This window comes from Zhengella sp. (genome assembly GCF_041397485.1).
Lineage (GTDB): Bacteria > Pseudomonadota > Alphaproteobacteria > Rhizobiales > Rhizobiaceae > Zhengella.
Map to the genome: position 1 here is coordinate 417,309 of NZ_JAWKWO010000005.1, position 14,361 is coordinate 431,669.

13 protein-coding genes and 1 pseudogene are annotated in these 14,361 nt (G+C 58.9%); 7 read left to right on the top strand and 7 right to left on the bottom strand.

Features of this window, described 5'->3' with window-relative positions; all coding sequences use genetic code 11:
* Positions 1 to 248: 248 nt before the first annotated feature.
* On the bottom strand, positions 249 to 968 hold the full coding sequence (locus tag R3D65_RS16890; protein WP_371276431.1) for a winged helix-turn-helix transcriptional regulator: 720 nt from the start codon (positions 966 to 968) through the stop codon (positions 249 to 251).
* A 151-nt stretch (positions 969 to 1,119) separates the two neighbouring features.
* On the opposite strand from R3D65_RS16890, the gene R3D65_RS16895 reads away from it, so the two are divergent.
* The 3 genes from R3D65_RS16895 (at position 1,120) to R3D65_RS16905 (ending at position 2,752) form a co-directional block, all read left to right on the top strand.
* Positions 1,120 to 1,335: a 4-oxalocrotonate tautomerase family protein gene (locus R3D65_RS16895; protein WP_371276432.1), complete on the top strand. Its 216-nt coding sequence runs from the start codon at positions 1,120 to 1,122 to the stop codon at positions 1,333 to 1,335.
* Between the two features lie 80 nt (positions 1,336 to 1,415).
* Positions 1,416 to 1,934 (top strand): OsmC family protein, encoded by a 519-nt coding sequence (locus R3D65_RS16900; RefSeq protein ID WP_371276433.1) that lies wholly within the window; start codon positions 1,416 to 1,418, stop codon positions 1,932 to 1,934.
* Positions 1,934 to 2,752, top strand: coding sequence for a class I SAM-dependent methyltransferase (locus tag R3D65_RS16905; RefSeq protein ID WP_371276434.1), 819 nt, complete (start codon positions 1,934 to 1,936; stop codon positions 2,750 to 2,752). The genes R3D65_RS16900 and R3D65_RS16905 overlap by 1 nt, the downstream gene beginning before the upstream one ends.
* A gap of 107 nt (positions 2,753 to 2,859) precedes the next feature.
* Here R3D65_RS16905 and R3D65_RS16910 read toward each other — a convergent pair whose 3' ends face one another.
* Entirely contained in the window at positions 2,860 to 3,081 is a 222-nt protein-coding gene (locus tag R3D65_RS16910) for a hypothetical protein (protein WP_371276435.1), read from the bottom strand.
* Between the two features lie 86 nt (positions 3,082 to 3,167).
* Positions 3,168 to 3,887: a winged helix-turn-helix transcriptional regulator gene (locus tag R3D65_RS16915; RefSeq protein WP_371276436.1), complete on the bottom strand. Its 720-nt coding sequence runs from the start codon at positions 3,885 to 3,887 to the stop codon at positions 3,168 to 3,170.
* A 145-nt stretch (positions 3,888 to 4,032) separates the two neighbouring features.
* Here R3D65_RS16915 and R3D65_RS16920 point away from each other — a divergent pair, with 145 nt between their 5' ends.
* The 3 genes from R3D65_RS16920 to R3D65_RS16930 are packed head-to-tail and all read left to right on the top strand — an operon-like array spanning position 4,033 to position 5,527.
* Positions 4,033 to 4,311 (top strand): DUF4242 domain-containing protein, encoded by a 279-nt coding sequence (locus R3D65_RS16920; RefSeq protein WP_371276437.1) that lies wholly within the window; start codon positions 4,033 to 4,035, stop codon positions 4,309 to 4,311.
* Between the two features lie 48 nt (positions 4,312 to 4,359).
* Positions 4,360 to 4,674, top strand: a complete 315-nt coding sequence (locus R3D65_RS16925; RefSeq protein WP_371276438.1) for a hypothetical protein — start codon at positions 4,360 to 4,362, stop codon at positions 4,672 to 4,674.
* 16 nt (positions 4,675 to 4,690) lie between these two features.
* The gene (locus R3D65_RS16930) at positions 4,691 to 5,527 is read left to right on the top strand and encodes an MSMEG_1061 family FMN-dependent PPOX-type flavoprotein (protein ID WP_371276439.1); all 837 of its coding nucleotides are present in this window, start codon (positions 4,691 to 4,693) and stop codon (positions 5,525 to 5,527) included.
* 53 nt (positions 5,528 to 5,580) lie between these two features.
* Here the strand turns inward: R3D65_RS16930 and R3D65_RS16935 are convergent.
* The 4 genes and pseudogenes from R3D65_RS16935 to R3D65_RS16950 all read right to left on the bottom strand — a co-directional run.
* A pseudogene (locus R3D65_RS16935) lies at positions 5,581 to 5,971 on the bottom strand (IS701 family transposase); the annotation flags it as partial.
* 171 nt (positions 5,972 to 6,142) lie between these two features.
* Positions 6,143 to 7,018: a transglutaminase domain-containing protein gene (locus R3D65_RS16940; RefSeq protein WP_371276440.1), complete on the bottom strand. Its 876-nt coding sequence runs from the start codon at positions 7,016 to 7,018 to the stop codon at positions 6,143 to 6,145.
* Positions 7,019 to 7,020: 2 nt separating this feature from the next.
* Complete coding sequence (locus R3D65_RS16945; protein WP_371276441.1) at positions 7,021 to 9,417, bottom strand: circularly permuted type 2 ATP-grasp protein; 2,397 nt, start codon at positions 9,415 to 9,417, stop codon at positions 7,021 to 7,023.
* On the bottom strand, positions 9,417 to 12,776 hold the full coding sequence (locus R3D65_RS16950) for a DUF2126 domain-containing protein (protein ID WP_371276442.1): 3,360 nt from the start codon (positions 12,774 to 12,776) through the stop codon (positions 9,417 to 9,419). Before R3D65_RS16950 ends, R3D65_RS16945 begins: the two co-directional genes overlap by 1 nt.
* A gap of 736 nt (positions 12,777 to 13,512) precedes the next feature.
* Between R3D65_RS16950 and R3D65_RS16955 the strand changes: the two genes are divergently transcribed.
* Positions 13,513 to 14,358 (top strand): GIY-YIG nuclease family protein, encoded by an 846-nt coding sequence (locus tag R3D65_RS16955; protein WP_371276443.1) that lies wholly within the window; start codon positions 13,513 to 13,515, stop codon positions 14,356 to 14,358.
* Positions 14,359 to 14,361: the final 3 nt, after the last annotated feature.

Sequence of the window (14,361 nt, forward strand, 5' to 3'; positions counted from 1 at the left end):
TGCGTCTGCTGCGGCCGGCATTTTGCCCCCGCATTGTCTCGCTATTTCACCATTGCGGTCGTTCGCTGCGGGCCGCGCGAACGACCAGGCCCGGACGATGCGGACCTTCTCGGGTAGAAGAATCTGTCATGCAGAACCGCCTACTCCGCCCGAAGAGGCCACCGCAAGACGCGCGTTTCTTCGTACGTCGGGCAAGAGAAGATGGCGTCGCGCACCGCTACAGGCACACCAGCCACCGCATCAGGGTTCTAACCAATCATGCGATCCGTGTCGGCTACCGCGCCTTTCGCGACCGGCGCAAAGCTGCTTCGCATGAGCCACTTGGTCAGTGTCCGCCCCATTAGGTCGTGACCTGTCAGGGTTATCCTCCCGGCCTCGATCTCGGCCTCGAAGGTTGAATGACCCATCCATGCGGACGTCAGATCTCGAAGCCCGCAAACGACAAAAAGATCGACTTCGTACTTCGGGTCCGTATAGCAAAGGTCCGTTTCCTCTCCCGGCTTTGCCACGATCCAGTAGTTTACTGTCTCGTTGGACGGCTCCTTGAGAATGAACTGGATCGTGCTTCGGCGCTTGGGCAGCTGCAATTGATCTATCTTGCCGCGGATCTTCCACATCAATAGGCGGGCATCGAGATCTTGGAGAGACACGTCGCAGTCGATATTCCGGTGGGCCCATTCGCCAAGTGCGAAGATCAGGGGCTTCAGTTCGTCGGCCAATACAGTGGTGAGGTATTCGGTGTGTGCACCTGCACCCGCATCGTGACGCGCGACCAGACCGTTTGCCTCCATCTCTTTCAGCCGCTTGGAGAGTAATCCCGGTGACATGCCAGGCACGCCCCTCTGGATTTCGTTGAATCGGGTCGACCCGGACCACATTTCGCAAAGCAGGAGCATAGTCCAGCGCGGCTCCAAAAGGCTGGCGGCCATAGCGACCGGGCAGAACCTTGGGTAGTTGCTATCTGGCATGATGTGACCTCCCCCGATAGATAAGCACTCCGACCTCGCAGCCGTCTACTTCAGAAAGTGAAGTGAGTTTACTCCATTTGCTGAACTGGTTCGGCCAAGGCCGTCGATGCCAACCTCCTCGCACTACAGTTTCATAGAAAGGAGGCAAGACATGCCACTGGTGGATATCGAAGTGATCGAAGGCGTGTTCGACGACGCTCAAAAGGCGCTGATGATCGAGAAGGTGACCGACGCGATGGTGGAGGTCGAGGGTGAGAACATGAGGGGTGTGACCTGGGTTCGCGTGAAGGAAGTTCGCAGCGGGCAGTGGGGAATTGGCGGGAACACGCCAAGCGCCGACGACATAAAGGCGATGGCCGCGGGCTAGTCGCCGCGATCTGGTCGGGCCGTTTCATCAGGCGGCCCGCCCGACACTCTGGATTGCCAACTTCAGCGAAGGGACCGGCGATGGACAAGAACACTCATGCACGAGATGGGCAGTTGCGCGCCATCGAAGTATTCTCAAAACGGCCCGAGAGTGCGCAAGTCGTCAACCGGGGCATTGCCGAGGTCCGCGATGGTCTGACCTGCTTCTACGAGCAGGATGACCATCGCCTGGCAATCGACATGCCACGGGCGATCGGTGGCAGTGAAGAAGGTTTGCCGCCCGGATTCTATGGTCGCGCTGCGATTTGCGGCTGCCTCGCGATCGGGATCAAGATGACCGCCGCTCGAGAAGACATTCATATCGAGACCGTGCAGGTAGGGATTGAACAGGACTGGGACAATCGCGGGGTGCTCGCGATGGACGGGGCAAGGCCTGTCCCAAGCGAGACCCGCATTGCCATCCAAGTCACGAGCTCCGAACCCGAACACCTCCTGGAAGAGATGCTTGATCGTGCTCTCTCCGGAGACCCGTGGTTCCTGGCATTCAGGGACGCACAGCCGGTGCGGACGAAGATCTCGGTCTCTCAGGCGGTTGCGTGATGGACGCCCGCCTGCAACTTCGCGTCCAGCGTTATGGTTGGGACGCAGCGGCCGTCCACTATCATACGGGTTGGGAAGCCCAGCTGCGACCCGCTCATGATCGACTTATACAAATCGTGGGCATCGTCGCCGGCCAGCGGGTCATTGAGACGGCCTGCGGAAGCGGTCTCATCACCCTGCGCCTCGCCGAAATGCTCGGTCCCCAAGGTCGCGTACTGGCGACCGACATCTCGCAGGGTATGATTGATAGCCTCGAAGTGCGCCTAAAGCGGCTGCCGTTCTCGAATGTCGAAGCTGTACGAATGGCGGCAGAAGAACTGGATGTGCCCGACAATTCATACGACGTCGCCGTAGCCGCGCTTGGGCTGATGTACACGCCTGACCCGGCCAAGGCGGTCCGCGAGATGGCGCGGGTCGTCAAACGAGGCGGTATCGTTGCCGCAACGGTTTGGGGTGAGCGCCGGAACTGCGGCTGGGCTGATGTCTTTCCCATCGTCGATGCCCGTGTCGCCTCCGAGGTCTGTCCAATGTTTTTCGGGACGGGCGCGCCCGGGGCATTGAAGGAGATTTTCGAAACGGCCGGACTTGAGGAAGTTCAGGAGCATCGGCATTCGGAAACGCTTATGTTTGCGTCCGAAAAGGACGTCGTGAATGCCGTTCTGCTTGGCGGTCCTGTCGCTCTCGCGGTGAAACGTTTCGATCATGCTGTGTGGCGGGAAGTCAGCAATGAGTTCCTCGCGTCCGTCGAGGCGTTCAGATCCCGCGATGGCGGCTACCGCATCCCGGGTGAGTTTGTGACAGTGTGCGGGCGGCGGTGATCTTGATCGAACGCGACTGTGGTCATGCTGGGCCAGTGGGCAATTCGCAGTCATGTCCCCCGCGGGCTCGCTCCGGCCGATCGCCGCACCAATCGCGAACGGCCGCTTCAGCCAACACTCTCGAAGTGGACCGCCTGCCGCTCCCATTCCATCAGGAACCGCTCCAGCACCTGTGCGAGAGGCACCTTCGGCCCCTGCTTCACATCGAGGATCGCCTCGACAATGTCGGGCGCGAGCAGGGTCAGGCGCAGGACGCGGGTCATGTGCGAGGGCGCGATGCCCTCCTGTTTCGCCATCTCGGCGATGGTGGCGAACTCGATAGCCTTCAATTTGCGCTTCCAGCGGAAGGCGCGGGGCGACTCGGTGTGCTCTGAACCCTCGGCCATGCACCCCGAGGCCTTTGGCCGAACCCGGCTCAATCCACACGCATGACCCGCACCTCGGGCGGGCGTTTTGCGATCTTGGAAACCGAACTCAGCCCCAACCATCGAGCCACGTCCCGGGTGAACCGAGGCGGTCCATCCACGTGCAAGCGGCCCTCGTCCAGGGCCCGCCTGATCGGAAGCCATCCCATCCAGACCCGGGTAAAGTCTCGCACGCCCGCCTCGACGCGGACATCGATCTCGTGGCCGGGGTCGATGTAGCACACGTCGATGTCGCCGCCTTCGACGACCAGCCAGTGATCTGTCTTGCCGTCGGGACCGTCGGGGAAGTGAAAGTGCAGGACGAAGCGGTCAGGCAGGTCGCCCGGTAGACGCAAGTTGCGGCGCACGTCCCACATCAGGAAATCGGTATCGACATCTTCGAGCGACGGCTCGGTGTCGATCCATTCCTGGCCCCACTCCGCTACGCCGCGCACGATGGGCCCGAGGGACCGCCCCGCCTCGGTCAGCCGGTAGTGGGTGGGCTTGCCGCGCCCTTCGGCCTGACGTGTCACGAGCCCCGCGGTCTCTAGCTCTTTCAGGCGCTGCGAGAGCATGCTGCGCGACATGAGCGGAACCCCCCGCGAGATGTCGTTGAACTGCGTCGAGCCTTCCAGTAGTTCCCGCAACAGCAACAGCGTCCAGCGGGTCCCGAGGATCTCCGCCGCCATGGAAAGCGGGCAATATTGTCCGTATCGGGGGCGACGGTCCATCGCATGTCTCCTATCTGGTTCCACCGCAGCCTAGCAGGCCGGGATGACCTAACCAGTTCGATATCTGGACTGGATGGGGTGCGGTGCGATTCCCGATGATAGCCACAGATGCCGCCGACGGTCGGCGGCAGACGTGGAGGATACCATGAAGAAATACGTGATCGAACGGGACATCCCCGGTGCCGGGGACATGACGGATGCCGAAGCCATGGCGGCGGCGCAGAATTCGAACGCTGCCCTGGCCCAACTCGCCCCGACCGTGCAATGGCAGCAAAGCCACGTCGCCGGCGACAAGATATTCTGCGTCTACCTAGCGGATGACGAGGCCGCGATCCGGAAACACTCCGAAATCAGCGGCATCCCGATAACCGCAATCCATCCGGTTGATCGCGTTATGGACCCGGCATCCGCCATCGGCCGCTGATCCAGCGGGCGATCCGCATAACGGTCATCACTACCCAGGAGAAGAACCATGATGATTGCGAGATGGAGCTGCGAAGCGAAGTTCGGGATGAAGGCCGAGGCCCTCGCGCTTTTGAAGGAATGGCAGGAGCAGATCGGTGCCCAGATCGGGATGGAGGCGACACGGCTGCGCACGGTCACCGGGTCGGTCGGCGCCAAGGAAGCGCTGATCCAGGACGAGTTCGAAATCGAGGACCTCAAGGAACTCGACGACTTCTTCAGCAAGATCGCCCAGGTGAAGATGCACGCCGATTGGGGCAAGAAGATGAGCGAGGTGATCGTCTCGGGCTCGACTCATTGGCAGGTATTCCGGGTTGTGCAGTGACCACAGCCTGATACCAATGGCGCGTCCGGCCCGGGTCGATGACGCGGTGCCGGATGTGCCCGCGGTCCTGTCTGGCCGCGTGGTCCGGTTGATGATCGTCCCGCCGGTTCACATTTTCACCATCGCGGCGAAACGAGGAGATGCCATGGCCCTGGATATCGAGGAGCCCATCGCCACTGAGGAGGACCTTCGCGCCATACTGCCGAGGTGGCCTGGCAATGCCAGCAGGAAGGATCTCGACCGGCTGAACGACGTTGCCCGCGCGTTCATCGCTCGGACACCCTATCTCGTGATCTCGAGTGTCGGGGCCGATGGACGCCACGACATTTCGCCGAAGGGTGACGCCCGGGGATTTGTGCAAGTCCATGACGACAAGACACTCATCATTCCGGACCGGCTGGGCGACCACCGGCTCGATACGTTCGAGAACCTGATCGCCGACCCGCGGCTTGGGCTGTTCTTCCTCATCCCCGACCACACCGAGACATTGCGCATCGCGGGGACCGGGCGGATCGCCCGCGACCAAAGTCTGCGGACGGCTTTCGCGGTGAACGGCCGGTTGCCGGAGCTGGTATTGGTCGCGACCGTGGAGCAGGTCTTCATGCACTGCTCAAAATCGGTTGTCCGCTCGCAACTGTGGTCACCCGAGCACTGGCGCGACACCACGGACGCGCCCACTCTGGCGCAATGGTTCAAAGGCGCGGTCGACACGGATCAGACCTTGGACGACGTGCAAGCCGTCCATGACAATGATCGCCTGACCCGGCTCTATCTAAGAAGTTGTGCGCCCAAGCACCTGATCGCGGACACTGAGCCTAGCACTACTTTGGCAGAAGTTTACTGGGATGTCTGATGAGGCAACATCCGCAGTGAGGGCAATGCCCCGGCGGTGATCGAGACAGGCGGTCAAGGATGGCCTGGCGCACTGCCGGCAAGGTGGGTTGGGGAGGCGGACCGATGATACTTTTTTTCGCCCCGCCTGAGCGATCCTTCGTGACTGCAGGAAGGCGTAGGCCATCATCGACATCAAGGCATGGCGGTGCAGTCCGGTCCAGGATCGTCCTTCGAAGTGATCGAGGCCCAGTTCTTCCTTGAGTTGCTGATGCGCTTGTTCGCAGACCCAGCGCGCCTTGATCGCGCCGGCGAGAGCCTTGATCGGGGTGTCGCCGGGCAGATTGGAGAGATAGTATTTACGCTCGCTATTCGAGCGATGCTCTCCCACCAGCGAGGCTTCATCGCGCGGCATGTGCTGGGCCCCGGCAGAGCCAATCCGTTGAGGCGCACCATCGGCAAAACGTCGCCAGCTTCACCACGTCCTGGGACACCATCTCCATTTGGGATGAAACAACCACCTTGGCCTGCTGCCGTTAGGCTAATCCGGAAGTTCCTCACGTCAAGCAGTTCGTGTTCAATCATGCGTCGCCCCAATACGCCGCACGTGCAAATCGCCACAGAATTCGATGCTAGTTTACAAAGGTATCATGTCCACCGACTGGCTGCTGCGCTGACTGCCCGAAAGCCGGAAATTGCCTATAACTGGTGCGACATCGAAATAGTCGCGGCCATAGGCGACTATAACGTGATCTTCGCCTGCCTCCATGTTGTTGGTCGGATCGAATTCCACCCATCCGATTTGCAAGCCGCACCAGACCCTGACCCAGGCATGCATGGCATCTGCGCCTTCCAGGCGTTCGGTACCTTCAGGTGGAATGGTGCGGAGGAAACCTGAAATATAGCCGGCCGGGATGCCCAATGCCCTCAGTGCCGCGATCATGATGTGGGTGAAATCCTGACAGACCCCATGCCGCGCCTTAAAGGCTTCAGCGAGAGGTGTGTCCACGAAAGTCGCTCCCGGATCGAATTTCATCCATTCGTGCAAACCACTGCAAATCCGCCATGCAGTAGAGCGCACCGAAGCAGTATCTTCGCAGAATGCGAGCGCCCATTCTGTCACCGCAGTATCTGGTTTTACGAGTGTTGAAGATGCAAGAAAGTGATGCGGGCTGTCGTGTGCTACGGAGTTTAATTCATGCAACTCGTCTTTGAGCTGCGAGAGCACTGGTGAATTGTCCGCCTTTACAGTAGCTGGAAAGCGCTCGACACGCGCGCGCATGTGAAAGTTTTCCATCTCCATAGGATCATCAAAGCGAAGCGCGATCGTTGCATTGCCGAAAAAATCTGTCCGGTCGATGCGCTCTGCTGGTGTTGGCTCGCAATCGAGATTGGACAGCACGACGCGCTGGACGCCATCAATCGTACGCGGCACCATGCGCAGCAGATGACGTCCGCCATTTGCTGCGGTTTCGTATTGGTATCCGATGGTCAGCTTGATGTCGTAAAGCATAGTCAACGCAGGTAGGTTTGCGAAATAAGTTCGTTCAGCTCTCCGGTCTCGGTGCCCAAATCCAGAATCCGTTCCAGGGATATGTCTTCTGCGGTGACTGTGGAGAGCGACGTGACGAGTTCGGTCGTGCGGACCTGAAACTCTGTCATACGGCGGCTGTCGAGATGCGGCAAGTATGATGCGTGCTCGTGCAACGCCCGGAACTGGTAATGCACGGAACGCGGATTCATCTCGTCCAATAGGAGCAGGTCGACCACAGTGTCGCGGTCTGTCGACACCGTGTAGCGGCGGCGATGTGTCATAACCGAGTCTCCGACCTCGATTGCCAATTCGAGCGAACCAATTGGCGCGTCATCCTGAGTGCAATCGCCCAGCAATCTCAGCATAGCAAGCGCTCGCTCGATTGCCCTGCCAATGGAAAGAAAACGCCAGCCGAGAAAGTGGTACATGTTCTCGTGAACAAGACCTGTGAAGCCCGAAATCTTGCGCAACAACACACTGTAGGCCCGGCCAGCATCGTCTCCTGCAGTGACCCGTGTCTGAAACTCCCGAGCCGTGTGCATCAGGTCGACCAATGCATTCCAGCCATCTATCGAAAAGCGGTCGCGCACGTTGCCCGCGCTTTTCAACGTCGCTTCAAGATCGGCGATCAAGCCCGCAGGGATGGGCTCTTCCGGTTCAACGCCGATGAATTCAAGCTGGCTGGCTATGCTGCTGGCCAACGGATAGTCCTCTGAACCGGTCTCTGCAATACGGAGGTGATAGGCCCGCAGCAGGCGTATCTGGTCTTCTGCCCGCTCGACGTAACGACCAAGCCAGAGAAGATTGTCGGCAGCGGTCGAAGGCAAGGCGCCGAGTTCGGAACGCCGGTAACCGGTTTCCGATCTTGTCAACAGTGTATCCTGTTGCTCGACCTGATCGGAAACGACCCAGACATCACAGACAGAGCCGCCACGCTGCATTGCTATGTCTGTGCTAACTCCAGACCCGCCGATACGCGCAAACCCGCCCGGCATGACACTCCATCCATCTGGCGTGCGCACCATGAAAACCCGCAGGCTCATCGGGCGGGCGACCAGCTTGCCTTCAATCAGTGCAGGCGTGGTAGAAAGCGACAGGATTTCCTGTGCCGCCAGACCTGCGCCATTCTGGCGTATCCAATCCGGGTTCACTGGGGAGCCATCTACTGTCTTTCCTGCGATGACAACGCTGTCACCATGATCGAACGGCAAGCGCGTGGACATCGCATCGTCGATCGTCATGCGCTCGTGGTTTCCAATTACATATTCACGCGCTTCGTCAGTGCCGCTCCACCAAGTTGCAATGTTCGGCATGGCTAGCTGATTGCCGGTCAAAAACTCTGCTATGCGTGGCGTGAATGCCATCATTGCCCGGCTTTCCAGAACGCCCGTCCCCGGCGCGTTTATCAGGGTGACTGACTTTGCTCGTAACGCCTCCAGCAGGCCCGGCGTGCCGATGAAGGAATTCGCTTGCAGTTCGAGAGGATCGAGCCATTCTGAATCCAACCGGCGCCACAGCACATCGACGGGCATCAGACCGCTCACCGTACGCATAAGCAGCTGGCCATCTCTAACTGTCAAATCGCTGCCCTGCAGCAGCGGAAGACCAAGGTACCGCGCAACATAGGCGTGTTCGAAATAGGTGTCGTTCAGCGGACCCGGTGTCAGAATGCCGACACGTGCATCACCACCGCACAAGTTTTGCATGGCGTCGCGGAATTGACGGAAGAATCCCGCTAGTCGCATAACATTGGTCTCGTTCATGAATTGCGAGAAGCCGCGGCTGGTAGCCATGCGGGTTTCAAGAGCGAACCCGGCGCCTGAGGGCGCCTGCGTACGATCACCAAGAACCCACCATTTGCCATCCGGCCCTCGACCGATATCGAAGGCGATGTGATGGAGAAAATATCCGCCACGCGGCTCGATACCGACTGCCGGGCGCAACCATTCCGGATTGGCAGTCAGGATTTCTGCTGGCAGGTACCCCTCATCGACCAGGTGGTTTGGTCCGTAGATATCCGCCATCATCTGCTCAAGCAGATCGGCCCGCGCATATAGTGCCGTAGCAATCCAGTCCCATTCCGTTTTCTCGATCAAGAGCGGTATATGGCTGAGCGGCCATTCCTTCTCGACCGATGTCTTGCGGTCATAGTGCCGGAAATAGACCCCGCCATCCTTGAGATATTGGTTCGCACGTGCGAGCGCGAGATCGAGACTTTCCTTATCCAGCGATGCAAGATGGCGGAGCAAGGACGTCCAGACCGGACGCACATTTCCGTTCGCATCCAGTAGCTCATCCGCTATGCCCGGCAAAAGCCGGTAGTTTCCCAGGAGATGTGCAAGATCCAGATCGGACAAGGCTTCGCTTGCCTGCATCATCAAATGCCCGCCATGCGCCGCAGATCAAGGGTCAACGGAAACTCCGGATGCATGCGCTCGCTTGTGGGCATGTCGGCATCCGGCGTGTGGCCGGAATGCTCAAAACGGGCGAGACGCCTAGCCTCTGCCTCGTTAGCATTGACCGGAAAAGTCTCATAATTGCGGCCACCGGGGTGCGCGACGTGATAAACACAACCGCCAATCACGTGCTTCGTCCAGCTATCGAAAATGTCGAAGGTCAGCGGTGCCTGAACGGGAATGACCGGGTGCAATGCCATGGCAGGCTGCCATGCCTTGTATCGAACGCCACCGACTGAAACCGAATTCGTGCCAGTTTTCGTTAGCGGTACGGTGCGGTTGTTGCAGGTCACGACATACCGCTCAGTATCAGCAGCTGTCAGCTTTACCTGCAATCGTTCGGTCGAACTGTCAGTGTAGCGTGCCGTACCGCCGATAGCCCCCGTTTCGCCCAGCACGTGCCAAGGTTCCAAAGCCTGGTGCAGTTCAAGGTGGACACCCTCATAGTCAACTTCGCCGCAGAAGGGAAAGCGAAACTCCGCCTGCGCCTCGTACCATTCCGGCCGCATGGCGAAACCATGCGTCTTGAGATCGTCGAGAACGTCCATGAAGTCTTCCCAGACGTAATGCGGCAGCATGAACCGGTCGAGCAGCGTGGTGCCCCAGCGCGTAAAGTTACCGGTTGCAGGCGACTTCCAGAAGCGGGCTATCAACGCGCGGAGCATCAATTGCTGGGCAAGGCTCATCAGCGGATCGGGCGGCATTTCGAAACCGCGAAACTCGACAAGGCCAAGACGCCCGGTTGGTCCATCCGGAGAATAAAGCTTGTCGATACAAATCTCGGAGCGGTGCGTGTTGCCAGTCACGTCGGTCAGAAGGTTTCGCAGCAGCCTGTCGGTTAGCCAGGGCAGCGGAGGTTCGCCCTCGGAGGGGTGCGGAATTTGTGCCAACGCGATTTCGAGTTCGTAAAGACTGTCATGACGCGCTTCGTCGATACGCGGCGCCTGACTGGTCGGGCCGATGAACAGGCCGGAGAAAAGATAGGAAAGGCTAGGATGACGCTGCCAGTGCAGGATAAGCGAGCGCAGTAGATCGGGCCGGCGCAGAAAGGGCGAATCCATCGGCGTGGCACCGCCGACCACGACATGGTTGCCACCGCCGGTACCGGTGTGCCTGCCATCGATCATGAACTTGTCTGCGCCGAGCCGCGACTGGCGTGCTTCTTCATACACGCCCTCTGTGATCGAGACGCATTCCTGCCAACTCGAAGCTGGATGGATATTCACCTCGATCACGCCCGGATCAGGTGCGACACGGATAACGTTCATGCGAGGGTCATGCGGCGGCGCATAACCTTCAATATGAACGCGCAGTTTCTCTTTCTCTGCAGCGTGCTCAACGGCGGCAAGCAGTTCCAGATAGTCTTCGACCCGCTCAACCGGCGGAATGAAAACGCAAAGGCGACCATCGCGTGGCTCCACGGCAATGGCCGTTCGTACCTGATCGTTGACGTTGCCCAATTCCTGCTCGATGACATTCTGTACATCGCCACCTGGCGTGAAACTCGCGCGTTCCTGTGGATGCGGCTTGTCATCCGATGCGGATTCTTCCTTGCCTTCCTCTATCTCGGTATCCGGGAGTTCGCCCTTCTCTTCCGTTGGATCGGCGATGTTCACGTAAGGGTATTGCGACGGCGGAATATAGGGTAACGATCCCAATGGAAGGCGGTAACCGACCGGGCTGTCTCCCGGCACCAGAAAGACATGGCCTCGCTTTGGTTTCCAGTGCTCGGAGCGCCAGCGCCTGCTTTCGACGGATTTCGACTGCCAGCGCTGAACCGGCAAGACATAGCCCGAAGGCGTTGTCAGGCCGCGTTCGAACACCTTCGCGATGCGATGTCGCTCTTCGCGATCTTTCAGTTTCGAGTTTGCGGGTGTCACGTTTTCCGGCAGGTTTGCTTCCTTGAGAATCCACTCCGCAGGATCTTCGAATGCCGGAACCACGTTTTGCGTATTGACCGCGAGCGTTTCTGCAATAGTCGTTAGAAGCCGCGCGGCATCGGCGGCGTCGACCTTTCCATCTTCGTGCTCACCGGCAATCAAGGAGGCATTCTTCCAGACCGGTTTACCGTCGCGGCGCCAGAACAGAGAGAAGGTCCAGCGCGGCAGGGTTTCGCCGGGATACCATTTCCCCTGGCCGTAATGCAGCAAACCACCCGGCGCGAAACGTCCGCGCAGGCGACGGATCAGCGTATCGGCAAGACCGCGCTTCTGCGGACCGACTGCTGCAGTGTTCCATTCTTCGGATTCGAAATCGTCGATCGAGACGAAGGTCGGCTCGCCACCCATGGTTAGGCGCACATCGCCCTCTTCCAACGCCTTGTCAATCTTGTCGCCAAGTGCATCGAGTGCCTTCCAGGAATCTTCAGGGAATGGTTTGGTGATGCGGGGATGCTCTGAGACCCGCGTTACATGCATGTCGAAGGAGAATTCGACCTGCGGCGCTCCGGCCGAGGAGTAGCCGCCCGATATGGGTGCAGCATTGGCAAAATGTGGCGTGGCAGCAAGAGGTATGTGGCTTTCGCCGGTCAGCAGGCCGGATGTCGGATCAAGACCAATCCAGCCTGCACCCGGCAGGTAGACTTCCGCCCAGGCGTGCAGATCGGTGAAATCGTGGTCCGTGCCCGGCGGACCATCGAGCGCAACCAGATCCGGTTTCAGTTGTATGAGATAACCGGACACAAAACGCGTAGCGAAGCCAAGGTTTCTTAGTACCTCGACCAGGAGCCACGACGAGTCACGGCAGGAGCCTGAACCTTTTTCCAGCGTTTCTTCAGGTGTCTGGACTCCCGGCTCCATGCGAATGAGATACTCGACCTTCTCCGAAATCCTCCGATTGAGATCGACGATGAAATCGACCGTTCCCTTCGGTGAGCGATCAATGGTTTCCAAAAGCGCAGAAAGCTGTGGCGTCAACGATGCAGGAGTTCGATAGATCGAGAGATCCTGCAGCATTTCATCCGAATATGCGAAAGGCCATTCCTGCGCGGCTTCCTCGACAAAGAAATCGAAAGGATTGTAGACCGTCATGTCGGCAACAAGGTCGACTTCGATCTTCAGTTCCGTGACGGGATCGGGAAAGACGAAGCGGGCAAGCCAGTTTCCGTACGGGTCTTGCTGGTGATTGACGAAATATCCAGAGGGCGAGATCTTGAGCGAATGCGAAATGACCCTGGTCCGGCCATGCGGTGCCGGTCTCAGCCGGATGATCTGCGGCTGAAGCGTGACCGGACGGTCATATTTGTAGTGGGTAAGATGATAAAGCTGAGCCTTGATGGACATGGGTTGATGCGCTTCCCTTCAAAGTACAAGCTATCCATCTTTGCTCGCACGGCACAATCCCTGATCGTCGATTTATCTTTCAACTCGCTTGGACAATGTCCGATTGGCAGTTCGCCTGTTAACTCTCACTCGACGAACTCAGCAAACGAACCATCTTTCCCGCGGCTGTCAGCGATCCAGTAGAAGCGCCGCTGACGAACTCCGAAGGAAACAGCCCTTCGCAGCCTTTCGATGTGCCAAAATAAGCCGAAAGTCACCTTTCGACCCTGTTGGCCGTTCGTTTGCACCGCAGCAAACGAACGCTTCCCGCCCTAATTGGACCTTTGATCTTTTCTATTGAATGGCGGTTATCGGGGAGTTTGATCTAGCTCACGAACGTCCGAAATAAGGGCGCAAAGCGGTCGTCCACCCCTTGTCTGATTTAAGACACGGAGGCCCGTCAGCGTGACTTTTCTGCCCACTCGATCTGGGTTCAGCACGCGCGCGAGTGTCACCTTCTGCCAGTAGCTGCCATCGAGGATAGCTTCAACGATGTCGGGTGCAAGCAGCGTGAAGCGCATCAAGTGAGTCATGTGGGCGGAAAGTGCAGGCCCAGCGCCTTGTCCGGCTTTCCATTGGACTTGCTCGCCTCTGCGGCGCGCGTGGCCGGTGTATCTCCTTTCGACCGCGGCGCCTCGTGCCGGCATTGACGACAGGGCCATGATTCCACACGATCCGTTCAATGGAGAGACCCTGCTTGTTTTCGTTCAATGAATTTCTGTCAAAACTAGGTTTCGACCTTAAGCGCACGCGACTCGTGCGACATGACAACCGCAGTATGGCAGCATGGCGAAGCGGTGGTTTCCAGAAATTCGGATGCTTCGCGAGTTTCCAGAAGCGCAGCCCCTCACCGTATTCCGAAGCCCAATTGGCCTGTCACTTCATCCCCGGACCGGTTCTGGCTGATGGCGATGCAACGGCACTATTCCTTGGCATCACCAGGATCAATGACCGATGGGATTGGGACGGTTTGCGTCTGCCGGTATTGCAGGACCCAGAGATCATCGAAACGGAGCGCGAACGGGACGACCTGCATGCGTTCGACCTGGAATGGTTGCAGGCTGGCCAGGAATATTCCGAGCGCATCCTCATCCGATGGGGACTGCCATCATCGGCCCGTGCCTGGTCGCAGTGGGCTGGCAGGCAAACCAAGGAAATCCTCGAACTCAGGCTTGATCGCCGTGAGCCACCCTTTCCTGGGTTTTCGCGTTTCATGAGCGCTATCGTGGATGTGCCCCTGCTTCCGCAGGCATGGAAATCCGCACTCTCGTCCGTGCGCAGCGTATACCTTCTCGTTTCGGAAAATGGCGAGCAATACGTGGGTTCGGCAACAGGACAGGACGGCTTGCTCGGGCGTTGGCTGATCTACGCTGCCAATGGCCATGGTGGAAACGTCATGCTGCGCCAGCGCGGACACCGTGATTACACGGTTTCCATCCTTGAGGTCGCCTCACCCGATATGTCCCGCGATGACATCCTTGCCCGCGAAACGCTATGGAAGGAGAAACTTAGGGCCCGGGCGCACGGGTTGAACCAGAACTGAGCA